General features: G+C 71.6%; 19 protein-coding genes and 1 pseudogene. 7 read left to right on the forward strand and 13 right to left on the reverse strand.

What is annotated here, in order from left to right; all coding sequences use genetic code 11:
- From QE381_RS06005 to infC, 6 genes and pseudogenes are all read right to left on the reverse strand, one after another.
- Positions 1–909, reverse strand: coding sequence for a glutamate ABC transporter substrate-binding protein (locus QE381_RS06005; protein WP_307216367.1), 909 nt, complete (start codon positions 907–909; stop codon positions 1–3).
- A gap of 59 nt (positions 910–968) precedes the next feature.
- Positions 969–1,760, reverse strand: coding sequence for an amino acid ABC transporter ATP-binding protein (locus QE381_RS06010; RefSeq protein ID WP_307216369.1), 792 nt, complete (start codon positions 1,758–1,760; stop codon positions 969–971).
- Positions 1,761–1,855: 95 nt separating this feature from the next.
- Entirely contained in the window at positions 1,856–2,665 is an 810-nt protein-coding gene (locus tag QE381_RS06015) for an RNA methyltransferase (RefSeq protein WP_307216371.1), read from the reverse strand.
- A gap of 80 nt (positions 2,666–2,745) precedes the next feature.
- Complete coding sequence (gene rplT, locus QE381_RS06020; protein ID WP_307216373.1) at positions 2,746–3,132, reverse strand: 50S ribosomal protein L20; 387 nt, start codon at positions 3,130–3,132, stop codon at positions 2,746–2,748.
- 28 nt (positions 3,133–3,160) lie between these two features.
- Positions 3,161–3,357, reverse strand: a pseudogene (gene rpmI / locus QE381_RS06025) (50S ribosomal protein L35).
- A 47-nt stretch (positions 3,358–3,404) separates the two neighbouring features.
- Positions 3,405–4,064 carry a translation initiation factor IF-3 gene (gene infC / locus QE381_RS06030; protein ID WP_307216375.1) on the reverse strand — a complete coding sequence of 220 codons (660 nt, stop codon included), beginning with the start codon at positions 4,062–4,064 and terminating at the stop codon, positions 3,405–3,407.
- A gap of 207 nt (positions 4,065–4,271) precedes the next feature.
- On the opposite strand from infC, the gene QE381_RS06035 reads away from it, so the two are divergent.
- Positions 4,272–4,667, forward strand: coding sequence for a DUF1844 domain-containing protein (locus QE381_RS06035; RefSeq protein WP_307216377.1), 396 nt, complete (start codon positions 4,272–4,274; stop codon positions 4,665–4,667).
- 319 nt (positions 4,668–4,986) lie between these two features.
- On the opposite strand, the gene QE381_RS06040 is transcribed toward QE381_RS06035, so the two are convergent.
- From QE381_RS06040 to QE381_RS06065, 6 genes are all read right to left on the reverse strand, one after another.
- Complete coding sequence (locus tag QE381_RS06040) at positions 4,987–5,781, reverse strand: SseB family protein (RefSeq protein WP_307216379.1); 795 nt, start codon at positions 5,779–5,781, stop codon at positions 4,987–4,989.
- Positions 5,765–6,511 (reverse strand): bifunctional 1-(5-phosphoribosyl)-5-((5-phosphoribosylamino)methylideneamino)imidazole-4-carboxamide isomerase/phosphoribosylanthranilate isomerase PriA, encoded by a 747-nt coding sequence (priA, locus tag QE381_RS06045; RefSeq protein WP_307216381.1) that lies wholly within the window; start codon positions 6,509–6,511, stop codon positions 5,765–5,767. The genes QE381_RS06040 and priA overlap by 17 nt, the downstream gene beginning before the upstream one ends.
- A gap of 47 nt (positions 6,512–6,558) precedes the next feature.
- Positions 6,559–7,203 carry an imidazole glycerol phosphate synthase subunit HisH gene (gene hisH, locus QE381_RS06050; RefSeq protein ID WP_307216383.1) on the reverse strand — a complete coding sequence of 215 codons (645 nt, stop codon included), beginning with the start codon at positions 7,201–7,203 and terminating at the stop codon, positions 6,559–6,561.
- Entirely contained in the window at positions 7,200–7,811 is a 612-nt protein-coding gene (gene hisB / locus QE381_RS06055; protein ID WP_307216385.1) for an imidazoleglycerol-phosphate dehydratase HisB, read from the reverse strand. Before hisB ends, hisH begins: the two co-directional genes overlap by 4 nt.
- Positions 7,808–8,893: a histidinol-phosphate transaminase gene (locus QE381_RS06060; protein WP_307216386.1), complete on the reverse strand. Its 1,086-nt coding sequence runs from the start codon at positions 8,891–8,893 to the stop codon at positions 7,808–7,810. Before QE381_RS06060 ends, hisB begins: the two co-directional genes overlap by 4 nt.
- A 65-nt stretch (positions 8,894–8,958) precedes the next feature.
- Positions 8,959–9,315 carry a LysM peptidoglycan-binding domain-containing protein gene (locus QE381_RS06065; RefSeq protein WP_307216388.1) on the reverse strand — a complete coding sequence of 119 codons (357 nt, stop codon included), beginning with the start codon at positions 9,313–9,315 and terminating at the stop codon, positions 8,959–8,961.
- Positions 9,316–9,568: 253 nt separating this feature from the next.
- Here QE381_RS06065 and lexA point away from each other — a divergent pair, with 253 nt between their 5' ends.
- From lexA to QE381_RS06085, 4 genes are read left to right on the forward strand one after another with little or no spacing between them, the layout of a single operon-like run.
- Positions 9,569–10,240 (forward strand): transcriptional repressor LexA, encoded by a 672-nt coding sequence (gene lexA / locus QE381_RS06070; protein WP_307216390.1) that lies wholly within the window; start codon positions 9,569–9,571, stop codon positions 10,238–10,240.
- Between the two features lie 44 nt (positions 10,241–10,284).
- Positions 10,285–10,782 (forward strand): VOC family protein, encoded by a 498-nt coding sequence (locus tag QE381_RS06075; RefSeq protein WP_307216392.1) that lies wholly within the window; start codon positions 10,285–10,287, stop codon positions 10,780–10,782.
- A complete protein-coding gene (locus QE381_RS06080; RefSeq protein WP_307216394.1) occupies positions 10,779–12,212 on the forward strand; it encodes a hypothetical protein in 1,434 nt (477 codons plus the stop codon). Before QE381_RS06075 ends, QE381_RS06080 begins: the two co-directional genes overlap by 4 nt.
- Before the next feature lie 9 nt (positions 12,213–12,221).
- A complete protein-coding gene (locus tag QE381_RS06085) occupies positions 12,222–14,354 on the forward strand; it encodes a prolyl oligopeptidase family serine peptidase (RefSeq protein ID WP_307216396.1) in 2,133 nt (710 codons plus the stop codon).
- A 10-nt stretch (positions 14,355–14,364) separates the two neighbouring features.
- Here the strand turns inward: QE381_RS06085 and hflX are convergent, their stop codons facing one another.
- A complete protein-coding gene (gene hflX / locus QE381_RS06090; protein WP_307216398.1) occupies positions 14,365–15,876 on the reverse strand; it encodes a GTPase HflX in 1,512 nt (503 codons plus the stop codon).
- 79 nt (positions 15,877–15,955) lie between these two features.
- Between hflX and QE381_RS06095 the strand changes: the two genes are divergently transcribed.
- Both QE381_RS06095 and QE381_RS06100 read left to right on the forward strand, forming a co-directional pair.
- Positions 15,956–16,597, forward strand: coding sequence for a class I SAM-dependent methyltransferase (locus QE381_RS06095; protein ID WP_307216400.1), 642 nt, complete (start codon positions 15,956–15,958; stop codon positions 16,595–16,597).
- Between the two features lie 92 nt (positions 16,598–16,689).
- A complete protein-coding gene (locus QE381_RS06100; protein WP_307216402.1) occupies positions 16,690–17,922 on the forward strand; it encodes an MFS transporter in 1,233 nt (410 codons plus the stop codon).
- The last annotated feature ends 4 nt before the right edge of the window (positions 17,923–17,926 follow it).

Genomic DNA, 17,926 nt, shown 5'->3' on the forward strand with positions numbered 1-17,926 from the left:
TCAGCCGACGGCGTCGACCGCGGGCTGGGTCGCGCTCACACCGGATGCGCCGAGGTTGCGATCGAAGATCGCCTGCCACGTGGAGCCGCCGTTGGTGAGCGTCTCGTCCAGGAAGGACTGGAAGGCGGTGTCGCCCTTCGGGATGCCGATCCCGTACCGCTCCTCGCTGAAGACGTCGCCGACGACCTTCAGGTTCGAGGGGTCCTGGGCGGCGTAGCCGATGAGGATCGCCTCATCGGTGGTCACCGCATCCACCTGGCCGGACTTGAGGTCCTCCACGCACGTGGAGTACGTGTCGTACTCCTTCGTCTTGGCGGGGGTCTCCTCCTTGATCCGCTGGATCGAGGTCGATCCCGTCGCCGAGCAGACCGTGTCCGAGGCGGTCAGCGAGTCCTTGCCCGTGATGCTGGTGTTGTCGGCGGCGACGAGCAGACCCTGTCCGGTGACGAAGTAGGGGCCGGCGAACGAGATCTGCTGCTTGCGCTTGTCGGTGATCGAGTAGGTGCCGACGTACATGTCGATGTCGCCGTTCACGATCGCCTGCTCCCGGTTGGCCGAGGGGATCGCCTTGAAGGTGATCTTGCTCTCGTCGTAGCCGAGGGATGCCGCCATCCAGCGCGCGATGTCGATGTCGAAGCCGCTGCGCTGACCCGACACGGGGTCGAGGTATCCGAGTCCCGGCTGGTCCTCCTTGACCCCGATCGTGACGCCGCCCGCGGCGCTGATGCGGTCGAACGTGGGGCTGCCCTCGATCGTGACGCCGCTCGCGACCTCCCACGGGGTGCTCCCCGATGCCGCGTCGGAGCCCGACGCTCCCGGCGCCCCGCTGTTGCAGCCGGCCAGCGCGAGCGCCGCGACCGCGACGCCCGCGGCGGCCGTGATGGCCCGTGTGAATCCTCTGTGTCGCATGTGATGTCCTCCTGGTTCCGTATCCGTGTGTTCCGCCGCGCCGGTGCGGGCGCGGAGGCCTAGTGCGCCAACAGCTTCGACAGGAAGTCCTTGGCGCGGTCGCTCTGCGGTGAGGTGAAGAACTGCTCGGGCGCCGCCTCCTCGACGATCTGGCCGTCCGCCATGAACACGACCCGATCGGCGGCCTTGCGGGCGAAGCCCATCTCGTGCGTCACGACGATCATCGTCATGCCGCTTTCGGCGAGGGAGGTCATGACCTCCAGCACCTCCGTGATCATCTCGGGATCGAGCGCGCTCGTCGGCTCGTCGAAGAGCATGACCTTCGGCTGCATCGCCAGGGCACGGGCGATCGCGACGCGCTGCTGCTGGCCGCCCGACAGCTGCGCGGGCAGCTTGCTCGCCTGGGCGGCCACGCCGACGCGCTCGAGGAGCGTCCGCGCCTCGCGTTCGGCATCCGCCTTGCGCATCTTCTTGACCTTGACGGGTCCGAGCGTGACGTTCTCCAGGATCGTCAGGTGGGAGAACAGGTTGAACGACTGGAACACCATGCCGACGTCGGCGCGCAGCGCGGCGAGCGCACGGCCCTCGCGCGGCAGCTCCTGCCCGTCGATCGTGATGGTGCCGCTGGTGATGGTCTCGAGTCGGTTGATCGTGCGGCACAGCGTCGACTTGCCCGACCCGGACGGGCCGATCACGACCACGACCTCGCCGCGGTGCACTGTCAGGTCGATGTCTTTGAGGGCATGGAAGTCGCCGTAATGCTTCTGAACGCCTGAGAGCACGACGAGGGGATCGCCCCGTCGAACGGTGATGTTCGAGGTGCGTGGTGCCGCAGAGTCCGAGGCCGTCATCTCGACAGGCTAGGAAGCGATCAGGCCTCGCTCATGGTTATCCACAGGTATCTCATCGTGCTCTCATCTTCTTCTCATCAAGATGAGAGGTCTTCTCACGAGGATGCCGCGCGCTGCGCGAACGCCGACTCGTAGAGGCAGACGCTGGCGGCGGTCGCGAGGTTCAGCGATTCCGCCTTGCCATAGATGGGCAGTCGGAGCGCGGTCTCCGCGAGGGCGAGGGCCTCGTCGGCGAGGCCGCGCGCCTCATTGCCGAACAGCCACGCCGTCGGCGCCGCCAGCAGTCCGCTGCCGCGGGCTTCGAGCAGATCGTCGCCCTTCACGTCGGCGGCGATGACGCGCAGGCCGGCCGCGGTCACGGCGGACACGACGTCGGCGAGCTCGCCCGCGCGCGCCACCGGCACGTGGTAGAGCGAGCCTGTCGTGGCCCGCACGACCTTGGGGTTGTAGGGGTCGACCGTGCGTCCGGTGAGGACGACGGCGTCTGCGCCCGCCGCATCCGCCGCCCGGATGATCGTTCCGAGGTTTCCGGGGTCGCGCACCTCCTCGCAGATGGCGAGCAGCCGCGGCGCGTCCGCGAGGACATCGCGCAGCGCGACGGGGAACTGCCGTGCGACGGCGACGATCCCCTGCGGGGTGACGGTGTCGGCCATCGCGTCGAGCACGCTCTCGCTCGCGTACTGCACCTCGATGCCGGCCGCGCGGGCGTCGTCGCGGAGGGACGGATGCCGCTCCATCGCCGTCGGCGTGGCGAACAGGTCGACGAGCGACTCGGGGCGGAAGGCGATGGCCTCCCGCACGGCCTGCGGCCCTTCGAGCAGGAACAGCCCGGTGTCTTCGCGCGCACTGCGTTTGGCAAGCTTCGCGACGGCACGCACGCGCGGTGATCGCGGGTTCTCCAGCACGACACCAGCTTAGGGCGCGCCGACCGCCCGGGAATGCGGAAGGCGCCCGCCGAGAACGGCGGGCGCCTTCCGAACGATGATCAGGCCGAGGCCTTGGCGGCGTTCACATCGGCCGGCAGCGCACCCTTGGCGGTCGCGACGAGCGAGGCGAAGGTGGCCGGCTCGTTGACGGCGAGCTCCGCGAGGATGCGGCGGTCGACCTGCACACCCGCGAGGCCGAGGCCCTGGATGAAGCGGTTGTAGGTGAGGCCGTTCTGGCGGGCCGCAGCGTTGATGCGCTGGATCCACAGACGACGGAAGTCGCCCTTGCGCTTGCGACGGTCGCGGTAGGCGTAGACGAGGGAGTGGGTGACCTGCTCCTTCGCCTTGCGGTACAGGCGGGACCGCTGGCCGCGGTAACCGGAGGCGCGCTCGAGGATGACCCGACGCTTCTTGTGGGCGTTTACTGCCCGCTTGACTCTAGCCATGTCTATCTATTCCAATCGTGCGGGGCGCTCAGATGCCGAGGAGCTTCTTGGCGACCTTGGCGTCACCCGGGGCGAGGATCTTGTCCGCCGACAGACGGCGGGTGCGCTTGGTGGGCTTGCCCTCGAAGTTGTGGCGGAGGTTCGCCTGCTGCTTCTTGATCTTGCCGCTACCGGTGACCTTGAAGCGCTTCTTGGCACCGGAGAGTGCGTCTTCTGCTTCGGCATTTCTCTTCCTTCGTTGTGTTTCCCGCGGAGCGGGAGTCGTGGGGGCCTTACTCGGCCGTGGGCGCCGCTTCGGCCGGAGCCGGCGTCGCACCGGGGGTGCGCGACTGTCGCGCCGCTTCCTTGTTGGCGGCGCGCTGGGCGTTCTGCTCCGCCTTCGCCTCGGACTTGTTCTTGTGCGGGGCGATCACCATCACCATGTTGCGACCGTCGATCGTGGGGTTCGACTCGACCGTGCCGAACTCCTCGACGTCCTCCGCGAACTTGCGGAGCAGCTTCACGCCCAGCTCGGGACGCTGCTGCTCACGGCCGCGGAACAGGATCATGGCCTTGACCTTGTCGCCGGCCTGCAGGAAGCCCTCGGCGCGCTTGAGCTTGGTGGTGTAGTCGTGAGCTTCGATCTTCAGACGGAAACGGACCTCCTTGAGGACCGTGTTCGCCTGGTTGCGACGCGCTTCCTTGGCCTTCTGCGCAGCCTCGTACTTGAACTTGCCGTAGTCCATGATCTTGACCACGGGAGGCTTCGAGTTGGGGGCCACCTCGACGAGATCGAGGTCGGCCTCCTGAGCCAGGCGCAGCGCCACCTCGATGCGGACGACGCCGACCTGTTCACCCGCGGGGCCGACGAGGCGGACCTCAGGGACGCGGATGCGGTCGTTGGTGCGGGGATCGCTGATGCGGAACTCCTCTGACGTAGCGAACTCTGCCACCACGCCACGGGTGCGGCGCGGGCGAAAGAGAGCGCACGCCACCCGCCGACGCTCTCGCGCCGACTTCATGCACCCTCGTCTGCTCCCTGACGGGAGAACGGGGCACGATGACCCGGTAGCCTGGAACGGCCAACGCGGGTGGGATGTGATCCTCTTTCGAACGGAGCAGACGCTCCGGTGCCCGCATAGTCTAGCAGAAAGCACGCCGTGGACTCGACTCCCGCCTCCTCCCACTCCGACGACGCCCGCGAGGAGCGGTGGCGGGAGCAGGAGCGAGCCGCATCCGCCGCCACTCGCGACATCGCCGACGTCCCGGCGGTCGAGGTCATCACGACGACCGCGGTGCACCTCATGAGCGCGGCCGCGGTCAAGGTCGGCCTCGCCGACGACCCCGCGACACAGACCGATCTCGACGAGGCACGCAAGCTCATCAACGCGCTCGCGGGGCTGATCACGGCGGGCGCGCCCGAGATCAGCGACATGCACGCCCGCTCGCTCCGCGATGGCCTGCGGTCGCTGCAGCTCGCCTTCCGCGAGGCCTCCGTGATCCCCGACCCGATCGGCAAGGGCCCCGGCGAGAAGTACACCGGCCCCGTCACCTGAGCCCCTCCCCCTGCGCCCTCGCCCGGCCCAGTCCCCGCCCGGCCCTGCGCCCTCGCCCGGCCCAGTCCCCGCCCGGCCCTGCGCCCTCGCCCGGCCCAGTCCCCGCCCGGCCCTGCGCCCTCCCGCGCCCCGCGCCCCCGCCCCGCCCTGCGCCGGCCCGCACCGCGGGAGGGAGGCACCATGACCATGTCCCACTTTCGAACGGTCGGTGTCCCAGTTGTGACCGCTCGGCGGCACGCTCAGCGGTTCAAACTGGGACATGCTCGCCAGCGGAAGCGATGGCGCAGGCTCGCCGGCGGTTCACGCGGGGACATGCTCGTCAGCGGGAGCGATGGAGCTTCACCGTGAGCGAGTCCACCAGGGTCGCGATGCGGTCATCCGCCGCCCACCGGCGCGCGAGCCGCGCGAGGACGGCGTCGAGCTCCTGCTGCTCGAGCCCGTCCGTGAGCTCCAGGTGCACGATCAGCTCCGGCCCTGCGCCGCGCGCGCCGGCATCCCCCGGCTCGACGCCCAGATCGAGCACCGCGAGCTCCGCGCCGATGCTCTCCTGGAGGCCGCGGAACACCTCCGGACTGCGCCATGAGGGTTCCCACGGCTCTCCCCGCCCGATCGCCCACACGGCGGGGCGGCGGACGACGAACTCGGTGTCCGAGCCGGGATCGACCACGATCAGGTCGGTGTCGTCCACGACGGCCGCCAGCGCTGTCCTGATCCCCTCGACGGGCACCGGACGGGCGACCGAATCCCAGCGGCCGAGCGTGTCCACCGAGGTGAAGACGGGGAGCACCCGCCGCCCGTCGGGGGCGGCGACCGTGACGATCGAGAGCTCCTGCGTCTTGTCGACGACGAGGCCGGTGGGCCCGATGCCCTCGTCGCCCTTCTCGGCGACGAGGGGGATGAGCAGACGCGCGTCGCGGTACGCGTCGACGACGGCGACCTCGTCGCCCTCGCCCGCACGGAAGGCCCGTAACGCGGCGGCGAGGGCCGGATCGGCTGAGCCGTCATCGCCCGCGTGCGGGTTCGGCTCGAACCGGCGTCCCTCCCAGGGGACTCCGGCGGAGTCGGTGCCGCACGCGTGCCCGGCGTCGGGCGCGTGCTCAGCCTCCGGCGACATCCAACGCCTCGGCCAGCGTGAACGCCCCGGCGTACAGCGCCTTGCCGACGATGGCGCCCTCGACCCCGAGGGGCACGAGCTCGCGGAGGGCGGCGATGTCGTCGAGGCTGGAGATGCCACCGGACGCGACGACCGGCTTGGGGGTGCGCGTGGTCATCTCGCGCAGCAGCTCGATGTTCGGCCCCTTGAGGGTGCCGTCCTTCGTCACGTCGGTCACGACGTAGCGGCTGCAGCCCGCGTCCTCGAGCCGGTCGAGCACGGTCCACAGATCGCCGCCGTCGCGCGTCCAGCCGCGCGCGGCGAGCGTCGTGCCGCGCACGTCGAGCCCGACGGCGATCGCGTCACCGTAGCGGCCGATCACATCGGCGGCCCACTCGGGGTTCTCGAGAGCGGCCGTGCCGAGGTTGATGCGAGCGGCGCCGGACTCCAGCGCGGCCTCGAGCGAGGCGTCGTCACGGATCCCGCCGGACAGCTCGACCTGGACACCCTTGACCTGCCGGATGACCTTGCGCATGGTCGCGGCGTTGCTGCCGCGACCGAACGCGGCGTCGAGATCCACGAGGTGGATCCACTCGGCGCCCTGGCGCGCCCACTCGACGGCGGCGTCGACCGGATCGCCGTAGTGGGTCTCGCTGCCGGCCTCACCCTGGGTGAGGCGCACGGCCTTGCCGTCGGCGACGTCGACCGCGGGCAGCAGTGTCAATGCGGGCGTGGACGCGAAATCGTTCATAGCTCCTCGGGACTCGCGCGGACACCCGCCGCGCACGAGGTACGACACTAGTCGGCGCGGAGGGTGCCGAGCCAGTTGGCCAGGAGTCGGATGCCCGCGGCTCCGGACTTCTCGGGGTGGAACTGCGTCGCCGAGAGCGGTCCGTTCTCGACCGCGGCGAGGAACGGGGCGCCGTAATCGCACCAGGTCAGGCGCGGCTGCGGGAAGGGCGGTTGCGTCTGGAGGAGCCAGTCACGCGCGCCGAAGGAGTGGACGAAGTAGAAGCGCTCCTGCTCGATGCCCGAGAACAGCGCGGACCCGGCATCCGGCCTGACGGTGTTCCAGCCCATGTGGGGAAGCACCGGCGCGTCGAGCTCGGTCACCACGCCCGGCCACTGGCCGAGCCCGTCCGTGTCCACGCCGCGCTCCACGCCGCGGCCGAACAGCACCTGCATGCCGACGCAGATGCCGAGCACCGGCCGGCCGCCGGCGAGGCGGCGATCGATGAGCTCGTCGCCCCTGCTCGCGCGCAGGGCGTCCATGACGGCACGGTAGGCACCGACGCCGGGGACGACCAGCCCGTCGGCCTCCTCGATGAGCGCACGGTCAGCGGTGAGCCGCGCGTCGGCGCCGGCGGCGACGAGCGCCTTGACGGCGGAGTGGACGTTGCCCGAGCCGTAGTCGAGCACCGCGACGAGCGGGGCAGCGCTCACAGCGCGCCCTTGGTGCTGGGGATGCCGGACACGAGCGGATCGAACGCCTTGGCCTGTCGGAACGCTCGCGCGAACGCCTTGTATTCGGCTTCGGCGATGTGGTGCGGGTCGCGGCCCCCGAGGACCGTGAGGTGCACGGTCAGCCCCGCGTTGAAGGCGAGCGCCTCGAAGGTGTGACGCACGAGCGATCCCGTGAAGTGACCGCCGATCAGGTGGTGCTCGAAGCCTGCCGGCTCACCGGTGTGCACGAGGTAGGGACGACCGCTGATGTCGACCACGGCCTGAGCCAGGGCCTCGTCGAGGGGCACGAGCGCATCGCCGTATCGCGCGATCCCGGATTTGTCGCCGAGCGCCTGCCGGATCGCCTGCCCCAGCACGATCGCGACGTCCTCGACCGTGTGGTGGGCATCGATCTGGATGTCTCCGCTCGCGCGGACCGTGAGGTCCGTGAGCGAGTGCTTCGCGAACGCCGTCAGCATGTGGTCGTAGAACGGCACGCCGGTATCGATCGTGCTCGCACCCGTGCCGTCGAGATCCAGCTCGAGCTCGACGGCGGACTCGCTCGTGGCACGACGGATCGAGGCCGTGCGGGAGTAGAGGAGGGTCATGCGGCCGATCCTACCGAGGCCAGGGCGTCGAGGAACGCGGTCGTCTCGGCCTGCGTGCCGGCCGTCACGCGCAGGTGGTGCGGGATGCCGACGTCGCGGATGAGCACGCCCCGGTCGTACAGCCCCTGCCACGCGGCGGCCGTGTCGGAGACGCCGCCGAAGAGCACGAAGTTCGTCCAGGACTCGTGCGGCTGGTAGCCGAGCGCTTCGAGGGTCGCGGAGATGCGGTCGCGCTGGCCGACGATCTCGTCCACCATCGACAGCATGAGCGGGGCGTGGCGCAGCGCGGCGAGAGCGGCGGCTTGGGTGAGGGCGCTCAGGTGGTATGGAAGCCGGACGAGCCGGAGCGCGTCGATGACCGCCGGGTCGGCGGCGAGATAGCCGACACGGGCGCCGGCGAAGGCGAAGGCCTTGCTCATGGTGCGCGAGACGACCAGCCGCTCGCGGCCGGGCAGCAGCGTGACGGCCGATGCCGCCTCTCGCGGCGCGAACTCGTGGTACGCCTCGTCCACGATGACGATGCCCCGCGCGGCCTCGTACGCCGCAGCGATCACATCGATCGTGAGGGGGGTCCCGGTGGGATTGTTGGGCGCGCAGAGGAAGACGATGTCCGGGTCTGCCTCACGGATCTGGCTCGAGACCGACTCCGCGCTCAAGCCGTATCCCGCGTCCCGCGTTCCCGCGATCCACGCCGCGCCCGTGGCCCGTGTCAGCAGGGGATACATCGAGTAGGTGGGTGCGAATCCCATGGCCGTGCGCCCCGGGCCGGCGAAGGCCTGGAGCAGGTGCTGCAGCACCTCGTTGGAGCCGTTGGCTGCCCAGAGCTGGTCACGCGACAGGCCCTCGCCCAGGTAGTTGGCAAAGGCCTCCCGCAGCTGGGTGAACTCGCGGTCGGGGTAACGGTTGATGTCGCCGAGGGCGCGTGCCACCTGATCGAGGATGTCGTCGGCGACCTCCTGCGGCACCGGGTGCGTGTTCTCGTTGACGTTGAGCGCGACGGGCAGCGGCGCCTGCGGTGCGCCGTAGGGGACCATACCGCGAAGATCGTCGCGTATCGGGAGGTCTTCGAGTCGGGTGCTCATCCCTCAATCGTAGAGAATCGCGCACACGATCAGGTCGACGGCGGCGCCAGGAGAGCCCAGAACGCCTATCGCTGTGCGTACTCGGCCGGGATGGCGATGCGAGCGCCCGCCGACACATCGGAGTCGTCGAGGGCGTTCAGGCGCATGATGTCCGCCACCACATCGCGCGGGTCGGCGTTCGGAGCGACCTCTTCGGCGATCGACCAGAGCGACTCGCCCGCCAGCACGGTGACCGTCTGGAAGGAGCCGGTCGAGGCGCCCTGCTCGCCGGAGGCCAGCGCGGAGCCGCCGAACAGGACAGCCGCCCCGATCGCGATCACGATCGGGGTCGCGGCCAGCGCGGCGATGACGCGGCGACCGCGAGGCGTCAGGCGCAGACGCACGGTCGAGACCGCGGGTGCGGGGTACTGGATCGTGGACATCTCGGCTCCTTTCCGGGGAGAGATTCGCATCCGGCTTCCGGCCGGGGAGGTCGGATGCGAATCTCTCTTCCGAAGCTATATTCGATACTGGACGATGTCAAGACCGGATCGGATCCTTCGACCTTCGAAGGCGACACGCGGGAGTCCTCCCCTCGTGCCGCCGCCGGAGCGGATACGGTTTCGACACCAACACCGAATCACCGACCTCCGACATTCGAAGGGGCGAGCGGTACGGACCCAGGGAGACACGGACATGAGCGCACCGCAGAAGCCTCAGACCCGACGCCGGAAGAGCCTCAGCGACAAGCAGCTCGCGATCCTCGAGGTGATCCAGACCTCGATCGCCCGGCACGGGTATCCGCCGAGCATGCGCGAGATCGGCGACGCCGTCGGCCTCAAGTCGCTCTCGAGCGTCACCCACCAGCTGAACCAGCTCGAGCTCAGCGGCTACCTGCGGCGCGACCCGGGCAAGACCCGGGCGATGGAGGTCCTGATCGATCTGCCCGGCACCGCCGCGGAGAACCCGGCCGACACGGGACCGGCCGTCGGCGACGCCGCTCTCGTGCCGCTGGTCGGCCGCATCGCGGCCGGCGTCCCGATCACGGCGGATCAACAGGTCGAGGAGGTCTTCCCGCTTCCCCGCCAGCTGGTCGGGAAGGGCGACCTGTTCATGCTGAAGGTCGCGGGCGAGTCGATGATCGATGCCGCCATCTGCGACGGCGACTGGGTCGTCGTGCGGTCGCAGTCGACGGCCGAGAACGGCGACATCGTCGCCGCGATGCTCGACGGCGAGGCGACGGTCAAGACCTTCCGGCAGCGCGACGGCCACACCTGGCTGCTCCCCCGCAACTCGGCCTTCGAGCCGATCCTGGGCGACGAGGCCGTCGTGCTCGGCAAGGTCGTCGCCCTCATGCGCGCCGTCTGAGACGCCCCCTGCGGCCGGCGGGCCCGGTCTGCGACGATGAGCGGGTGGATGACTCACCCGCCGACCCGGCACTGGTGCCCGAGCTGCTGGTCAGCGATGCGGCACGAAGCATCGAGTTCTGGTGCGGGCTCTGCGGGTTCCGTGTCAGCTACCAGCGCCCCGAAGAGGGCTTCGCATACATCTCGCTGGGGTCCGCCCACGTCATGCTCGAGCAGCAGGGCGTCGGCCGGAACTGGATCACCGGACCGCTGGAACCGCCCCTGGGGCGAGGAGTCAACCTCCAGATCGGTGTCCCGAGCCTGGAGCCGATCCTCACCGCCCTGCAAGACGCGGGCCACCCGCTCTTCCTGGCATCCGAGACGAAGTGGTACCGCATCGACGACCGTACCGAGGCCGGCGTCGAACAGTTCCTCGTCACCGATCCCGACGGCTATCTCCTCCGGTTCCAGGCGTCGATCGGCCGCCGACGGATCGGCCACGAGCAGACAGGCCCTAGGGTGCCCCCGAGGGGGAAGCGGTCCCGTGGGGAGGCACGCGCGTGACGAGCACCGAGATCGAGCGCCTGCGTGAGCAGGTCGAGCGGCTCCGCGACGAGAACGCCGAGCTGCGTTCCGCGGCCCCGTCTCCCGGACGCGCCGTACGGTCCGCACCGGCCGGCCGGCGCTGGCGTGCGTGGGTCTCGGCGCTGTGCATCGTCCTGGCGACCCTGCTGGTGCCCGTGTCCGTCGTGGGCGGCTGGACGCGCGCGCAGCTGGTCGACGAGCAGCGCTTCGTCGACACCTTCGCACCCCTGGCGAAGGACCCGGCCGTGCAGGCGCTCGTGATCGATCGGACCAGCTCCGCGTTGGATGCGGCCATCGACATCGACGGCCTGACGAACGACCTGTTCGACGGCATCGCGACGCTCGATCTCCCCGCCGCGTCGCAGCGGGCGCTCGGTCTGCTGCGCGCGCCCGCGGCCGCCGGGGCGCGGAGTGCGGTGACCTCGGCGGTCACGCGCGTCGTCCAGTCCGACGCCTTCGCCACCGTCTGGAACAGATCCTTGGTCGCGGCGCACCGTGCCCTGGCGGCGGCCGCGACGGGGGGCGACGGCGACGTCCTCGCGATCTCCGGGTCCGGCGAGCTCCGCGTGCAGCTGGGGCCCGTCATCGACGAGGTCAGGTCGACCCTCGCGCAGCAGGGGTTCGCGCTCGCCGCCGCGATCCCCGCCATCGACGTCTCGATCGTCGTCGCCCGGTCGGATGCGTTGACGCTGGTCGGACCGCTCTACGTGCTCGCGGCGACCGTCGGCTTCGTGCTGCCGCTGGTCGCCGTGGCCCTCTTCCTGCTCGGTGTCCTCGTCGCCCGACGGCGTTCGACGGCCGCGCTCGGCACCGGCGTCGGCCTCGTCCTCGGCGCCGGCTCCGTGGCCGCGGGCGTCGGCATCGGCGGCGTGGCGCTCTCGCTGCAGGCGCCGGCGCTCGGGGTCCCCGCCGCCACGCTGCGCGCGGTCTACGACGCCGTCGTCGGCCGGATGCAGGACACGGCCGTCGTGCTCATGGTGCTGGGCATCGTGGTGGGGCTCGCCGCCTGGCTCGCGGGTCACTGGGCGCCGGCCCGCCGCATCCGGGCGGTGTCGTCGTCGCTGACGGCGAGTGCACGCCGCGGTCTCCGGGTCCGCGGCGTCGACACGGGCCGCATCGGACGATGGCTCTTCTCCCGGCGCCCGCTCGTGCGGATCGTGCTCCTGGTGCTCGCGATCCTCGTCCTCGCGCTCGCCACGCCGCTCACGACCGGCGTCGTGCTGGGGACGACCGCGGGGGTGCTCGTCGCCTGGCTCGTGCTCGAGCTCCTCGTCCAGGACCCGGGGGATGCCGCGACCACCGCCGCCGAAGCGGGCACGCTCGGGCGTCCCGAGGACGGCGAGGGCGAGAGCGTCGTCGTCGCGCGGAGCGCGGCTCCTCCGGTCGCGTCCGACGCCGACGCACCGTAGCGTGGCAGGGTGGACGCACTTCCGTATGGATCCTGGCCCTCGCCCCTGACGGCCGAGGCGGTCACCGCGGCCGCTCCCCGTCTCGACGGTGCTCGCTTCGCCGGCGAGGAGATCTGGTGGGGCGAATCCGTCCCGGACGAGGGCGGGCGGGTCGCGGTGCGACGGCGACGCGCGGACGGGACGATCGAGACCGTTCTTCCCGCGCCCTGGAACGCCCGCTCCTCGGTCCACGAGTACGGCGGCGGTGCTTGGACCGTCACGGACGACGGCGAGCTCGTGTTCGTCGAGCGCGCCGACGGCCGGCTGTGGGCTTGCCGTCCGGACGAGCGGCCGCGCCCCCTGACTCCGGAGGACCCGGCGCAGCGCTACGGCGGCCTGCGCTGGCAGTCCGCGCGACTGCTCGGCATCCGCGAGACGCAGGGCGAGGCGCGTAACCCGCGGCGGGAGATCGTGGCCGTGCCCCTGGACGGCTCGGCCGCCGCCGACCCGTCGCGGATCGACGTGCTGGCCGGTGGTGCCGACTTCCTCGCCCAGCCCGCGCTCTCGAGCGACGGGCGCCGGCTCGCGTGGATCGAGTGGGATCATCCGGCGATGCCGTGGGACCGCACGCGCCTGTGCGTGCGCGAGCTCGGCGCCGATGCGGTCACGCTCGTCGACCGCGGCACCGCCCCGCTGCAGCCCGAATGGGACGGGGAGAGCCTGCTGTTCGCGGACGACCCCGATGGACGCTGGAACCTGTTCCGGATGTCGGACGGCGCTCCGGCGCCCCTCTCGCCCGCCGACGCCGACACGGGCGGGGCGCTCTGGGTGCTCGGGGCCCGCTGGTACGGCGTCCTGGCGGACGGACGCGTGCTCGCGGTCCGCACCGACGGCGCGAGCCGGCTCGTCGTGATCGACGCGGACGGCGCGGCCACGGACCTCGGCCTCGACCTGACCGCCGGCGTCGCCGTGGAAGACGTGCGAGGCACCCGCGCGCTCGTCATCGGCGCGGGGGCGACGACGGAGTCCGCGGTGTGGCTGGTCGATGTGGATGCCGGCTCCGCGGAGCCGGTGACGGCATCCGCGGCGCCCTGGGACCGCTCGTGGCTGCCGACGCCGCGGGAGATCACGGTCGACGGTCCGCACGGCCCCGTCCATGCGATCGACTACGCGCCGAAGAACCCGCGAGTCGCCGCGCCCGCCGGCGAGCTGCCGCCCTATCTCGTCTGGGTGCACGGCGGCCCCACGAGCCAGGCGCAGCCGGCGGCCTCGGCGAAGGTGGCCTACTTCACGAGCCGCGGCATCGGCGTGCTCGACGTGAACTACGGCGGCTCCACGGGCTACGGACGGGCCTATCGCGAGCGGCTGCTGGGCCAGTGGGGCGTGGTGGACGTCGACGACGTCGCGGCCGCCGCGGAGGGGCTCGCTGCCTCGGGCGCCGCAGACCCGGACCGGCTCGCGATCGAGGGCGGCTCGGCGGGCGGCTGGACCGTTCTCGCCGCGCTCGTGAACACCGATGTCTTCGCGGCGGGCGTCTCCCGCTACGGCGTCGGCGATGCCCGGACGCTGGCGGAGGACACCCACGACTTCGAGTCCCGCTACCTCGATGCCCTCATCGGGCCGCTGCCGGAGGCGGAGGACATGTACATCGAACGGTCGCCGCTGTCGCACCCCGAACGGTTCCGGGTGCCGCTGCTGATCCTCCAGGGCGAGGAGGACGCGGTCGTGCCGCCCGCGCAGGCCGAGGCGATCCGCGCGGCGCTCTCCGCCCGCGGCGTGCCCTACGGCTATGTGCTCTACCCCGGCGAGGGGCACGGGTTCCGCCGCCGGGAGACCGTCGTCCATGCGCTCGAGTCCGAGCTCGCCTTCCTCGGCGAGGTGTTCGGATTCGCGACCCCCGACGTCCCGCCCTTCCCCCTCACGGTCGGCGCGATCACCTCGTCCGAGGGAGCGCACGGCCGCGAGCTCGTGATCGCCCCCGGCGCCGCCGCCTCCGATCACGGCGATCGGGACGTGGCGACCGCCGTGTCGCGGGAGCCGGTCCGTCCGCTCTACGTCCGCACCCCGGATGCGGCGTGGGCGGCCGTCTTCGCCGCCCACGGCTTCACCCCGGTCGACGAGAGCGGGCTCGCCGTCCTCCTGCCGGCGCTCGACGGAGCGTAGGCGCGCGGGCTCAGCGGACGTAGGGGGCGAGGCGTCCGGCGAGGGCGGCGGGCACGCGCGCGTGCAGCGCCGTTCCCCCGGCCTCGTGCTCCTGACCGAGGATCATGCCCTGCTCGTGAACCGCGGACACCAGGTCGCCCCGGTCGTAGGGCACGAGCGCACGCAGCTCGACCGCCGGCAGCGGCAGCGCCGCCTCGATCGCCGCCCGGAGCTCGTCGATGCCCTCGCCCGTGCGGGACGAGGCGAACAGGGCGGTCGGCTCGAGCCCCCGCAGCAGCAACCGTGCGTCCTCGTCGACGAGGTCCGACTTGTTGAACACCACGATCTCTCGCGTGTCCCGTGCGCCGACGTCGCCGATCACGTCGCGGACGGTGGCCAGCTGAGCCGCCGGGTCCGGATGCGACCCGTCGACGACGTGCACGATGACATCGGCGTCGCCGACCTCCTCGAGCGTCGAACGGAAGGCCTCCACGAGCTGGTGCGGCAGGTTGCGCACGAACCCGACCGTGTCGGTGAGCGTGTACACGCGGCCGTCCTCGGTCTCGGCGCGGCGCACGGTCGCATCCAGCGTGGCGAACAGCGCGTTCTCGACGAGCACGCCCGCGTGGGTGAGGCGGTTGAGCAGGCTGGACTTGCCGGCGTTCGTGTACCCGGCGATCGCGACGGCGGGGACGACGTTGCGCTTTCGCTCGGCGCGCTTGGCGTCGCGGGCGGGCGCGAAGTCGCGGATCTGGCGGCGCAGCTGCGCCATCCGCGTCCGGATGCGGCGGCGGTCGAGCTCGATCTTGGTCTCACCGGGGCCGCGCGAGCCCATTCCGGCGCCGCCCGCACCGACCTGTCCACCGGCCTGCCGGCTCATCGAGTCGCCCCAGCCTCGCAGCCGCGGCAGCAGGTACTCGAGCTGTGCCAGCTCGACCTGCGCCTTGCCCTCGCGACTCTTCGCGTGCTGGCTGAAGATGTCGAGGATGACGGTCGTGCGATCGATCACCTTGACCTTGACGACGTCCTCCAGCGCGCGCCGCTGGCTCGGGGCGAGCTCGGTGTCCGCGATGACCGTGTCGGCGCCGACGGCGGCGACGATCCCGCGGAGCTCCTCCGCCTTTCCCCGACCCACGTAGGTCGCGGGGTCCGGATGCGGACGCCGCTGGAGAACGCCGTCGAGCACGACCGCGCCCGCCGTCTCCGCGAGGGCGGCGAGCTCGCGGAGCGAGTTCTCGGCGTCCTCGGTCGCGCCCTGCGGATGCACTCCCACCAGGACGACGTTCTCCAGCCGCAGCTGTCGGTACTCGACCTCGGTGACGTCTTCGAGCTCGGTCGACAGGCCCGGAACGCGGCGAAGGGCCGCTCGCTCCTCACGGTCCCACTGCTCGCCGTCGGTGTCCGCTCCCGCAGCCGTCGCGGCATCCTGCAGCGCCTGCGCCTCGCCCGCCAGCCGCACGGTCGCGCGCGGCTGGGCACGGGAGAGCACCCGGTCGACGGGATCGGAGAAATCCTGGTCCGGCGCGTCTGTGCTGTCGGTCATATCGCCTTTCCGTGGGCTCGGGCCACGAGAGGACAACTCTAGCCTCCCGCGGCGGCCGTCGCTCCGCTACGCTCGCTCCATGCCGAGCGACCACTACTTCAGCGCGTCGCCAGCCAGTCCCGAGAACCTCCGCCCCCTGCGAGTGACGCTGGCCGATCGCGATGTCGAGGTCACGACCGCGAGCGGGGTGTTCAGTCCGGACCGACTCGACGCCGGCACGGCCGTGCTGCTCTCGCACACCCCGCCCCCGCCGCCGAGCGGCCACGTCCTGGATCTCGGATGCGGCTGGGGACCGATCTCGCTGAGCGTCGCGATGCTGTCACCGCACGCGGACGTCTGGGCGGTGGACGTGAATCAGCGCGCACTGGACCTCGTCCGACGCAACGCCGAGGCGCTGGAGCTCCCGAACATCAGGGCGGTCACGCCGGAGGAGGTCCCGGAGGACATCGCCTTCCGGTCGATCCGGTCTAATCCCCCCATCCGCGTCGGCAAGCACGTGCTGCACGACATGCTCGAGACATGGCTGCCACGCCTGGACGAGCGCTCCGACGCGTGGCTCGTGGTCGCGCGCAATCTGGGCGCGGACTCGCTGCAGCGGTGGCTCGCGGCATCCTTCCCCCGCCGATACAGCGTGCAACGCGCCGCGACGGCGCGCGGCTACCGCGTCCTGAAGGTGCGACGCCACGGCACACCCGCGACGGCACCGATCGCGCTGCCGTGACCGCCTGCTGCTAGCATCGCTACGACGCGGCGCGGAGCGCTGCGCGGGACGAGGGCGCGATCCGGGTGGGGGACGCGCCGGTGAGGAGTCCCGTGTCCACTCGTCCCGCCGGCATGTCCGGCTATGCCGCCCTCCCCCGCATCGCCGGGTGGGGCTATCTCGTCGCGACCGCGCTCGGCCGGCTGCCGATGTCCATGATCCCGCTGACGATCCTGACTCTCGCGACCTCCGCGACCGGGTCGATCGCGGTGGGCGGTTTCGCGGCCGCGGCCGCGGCGCTCGGTGAGGCCGTCGGCGCCCCGCTCTCGGGGGCGCTGACCGATCGTCTCGGCCAGCGCCCGGTGCTGCTGGTGGGCGTCGTCGTCAACCTCGCCGTGCTCTGCACCTTCACGCTCACCGCCGGGGTGTCCCCCGACGCGGTCACGATCGCACTGGCCGCGGCCGCGGGTCTCACCCTGCCGCAGGTCGGCGCGCTCTCCCGGGCCCGGTGGCTCGCGATGGCTCCGGACGACGTGCACACCGCGTTCGCGTTCGAGGGCGTCATGGACGAGCTCGTCTACATCTTCGGTCCGGCGCTGGTGGGCATCCTGGCCGTCGCCGCGGGACCGCACGCGGCCGTTCTGGTGGCCGCCGTGCTGGTCGGCGTGTTCGTCACGCAGTTCGCGGTGCACCGAACGCACCGCCTCGTGCCACGACGCCAGCCGCAGACCGGGGACGCGGATGTCGCGACCCCCCGGATCAGCGCGCGCCGCCGAGCAGTCGTCATGCTGATCGCCTTCACCGGCATGGTGGCGATGGGGACGTTCTTCGGCGCCACGCAGACGAGTCTCACCGCCTTCGCCGCAGAGGCGGGCGTCCCCGACGCCGGCGCTCTGCTGTACGCCGTCATGGCCGTCGGCTCGGCCGCCACCACCCTCTCGATGGTGCTCGTGCCGGAGCGGATCGGTCCGTGGACGCGCTGGTGGCTGTCGGCCGCCGGGATGCTGGCGGGCAGTGTGCTGATGATGGCCGCGAGCACGATACCGATGGTCATCATCGCCGGTGTGATCGCGGGGGCGTTCCAGGGTCCGCTGCTGCTGACGATCTTCGGCGCCTCGGGATCGGTCACCGAGCAGGGGCGCGGCGGCGTCATGATGACGCTGACGGCGAGCGGCGTCGTCGTGGGCATCGCGCTCGGGTCGGCGGTCGCCGGCGCACTCGCCCAGGTGGGCGGCTCCGCCGGCGGCTTCACGGTCGTGGTGTCCGCGGCATCCGTGCTCCTCCTGCTCGGACTGACCGCGGCGATCACGACGGCCACCCGCCGCCGGATGGTCCGCGAGGCCTGATCGG

Origin of the sequence: Microbacterium sp. SORGH_AS_0888, from assembly GCF_030818905.1 — a bacterium.
In the GTDB taxonomy this organism is placed as follows: domain Bacteria; phylum Actinomycetota; class Actinomycetes; order Actinomycetales; family Microbacteriaceae; genus Microbacterium.

What these genes read in the sequence shown, in the direction of transcription:
- QE381_RS06005 (WP_307216367.1), bottom strand. Translation starts at nt 909, where the DNA reads ATGCGACACAGAGGATTCACACGGGCCATCACGGCCGCCGCGGGCGTC.
- QE381_RS06010 (WP_307216369.1), bottom strand. Translation starts at nt 1,760, where the DNA reads ATGACGGCCTCGGACTCTGCGGCACCACGCACCTCGAACATCACCGTT.
- rplT (WP_307216373.1), bottom strand. Translation starts at nt 3,132, where the DNA reads ATGGCTAGAGTCAAGCGGGCAGTAAACGCCCACAAGAAGCGTCGGGTC.
- QE381_RS06040 (WP_307216379.1), bottom strand. Translation starts at nt 5,781, where the DNA reads ATGTCGCCGGAGGCTGAGCACGCGCCCGACGCCGGGCACGCGTGCGGC.
- priA (WP_307216381.1), bottom strand. Translation starts at nt 6,511, where the DNA reads ATGAACGATTTCGCGTCCACGCCCGCATTGACACTGCTGCCCGCGGTC.
- hisB (WP_307216385.1), bottom strand. Translation starts at nt 7,811, where the DNA reads ATGACCCTCCTCTACTCCCGCACGGCCTCGATCCGTCGTGCCACGAGC.
- QE381_RS06060 (WP_307216386.1), bottom strand. Translation starts at nt 8,893, where the DNA reads ATGAGCACCCGACTCGAAGACCTCCCGATACGCGACGATCTTCGCGGT.
- QE381_RS06065 (WP_307216388.1), bottom strand. Translation starts at nt 9,315, where the DNA reads ATGTCCACGATCCAGTACCCCGCACCCGCGGTCTCGACCGTGCGTCTG.
- lexA (WP_307216390.1), top strand. Translation starts at nt 9,569, where the DNA reads ATGAGCGCACCGCAGAAGCCTCAGACCCGACGCCGGAAGAGCCTCAGC.
- hflX (WP_307216398.1), bottom strand. Translation starts at nt 15,876, where the DNA reads ATGACCGACAGCACAGACGCGCCGGACCAGGATTTCTCCGATCCCGTC.
- QE381_RS06095 (WP_307216400.1), top strand. Translation starts at nt 15,956, where the DNA reads ATGCCGAGCGACCACTACTTCAGCGCGTCGCCAGCCAGTCCCGAGAAC.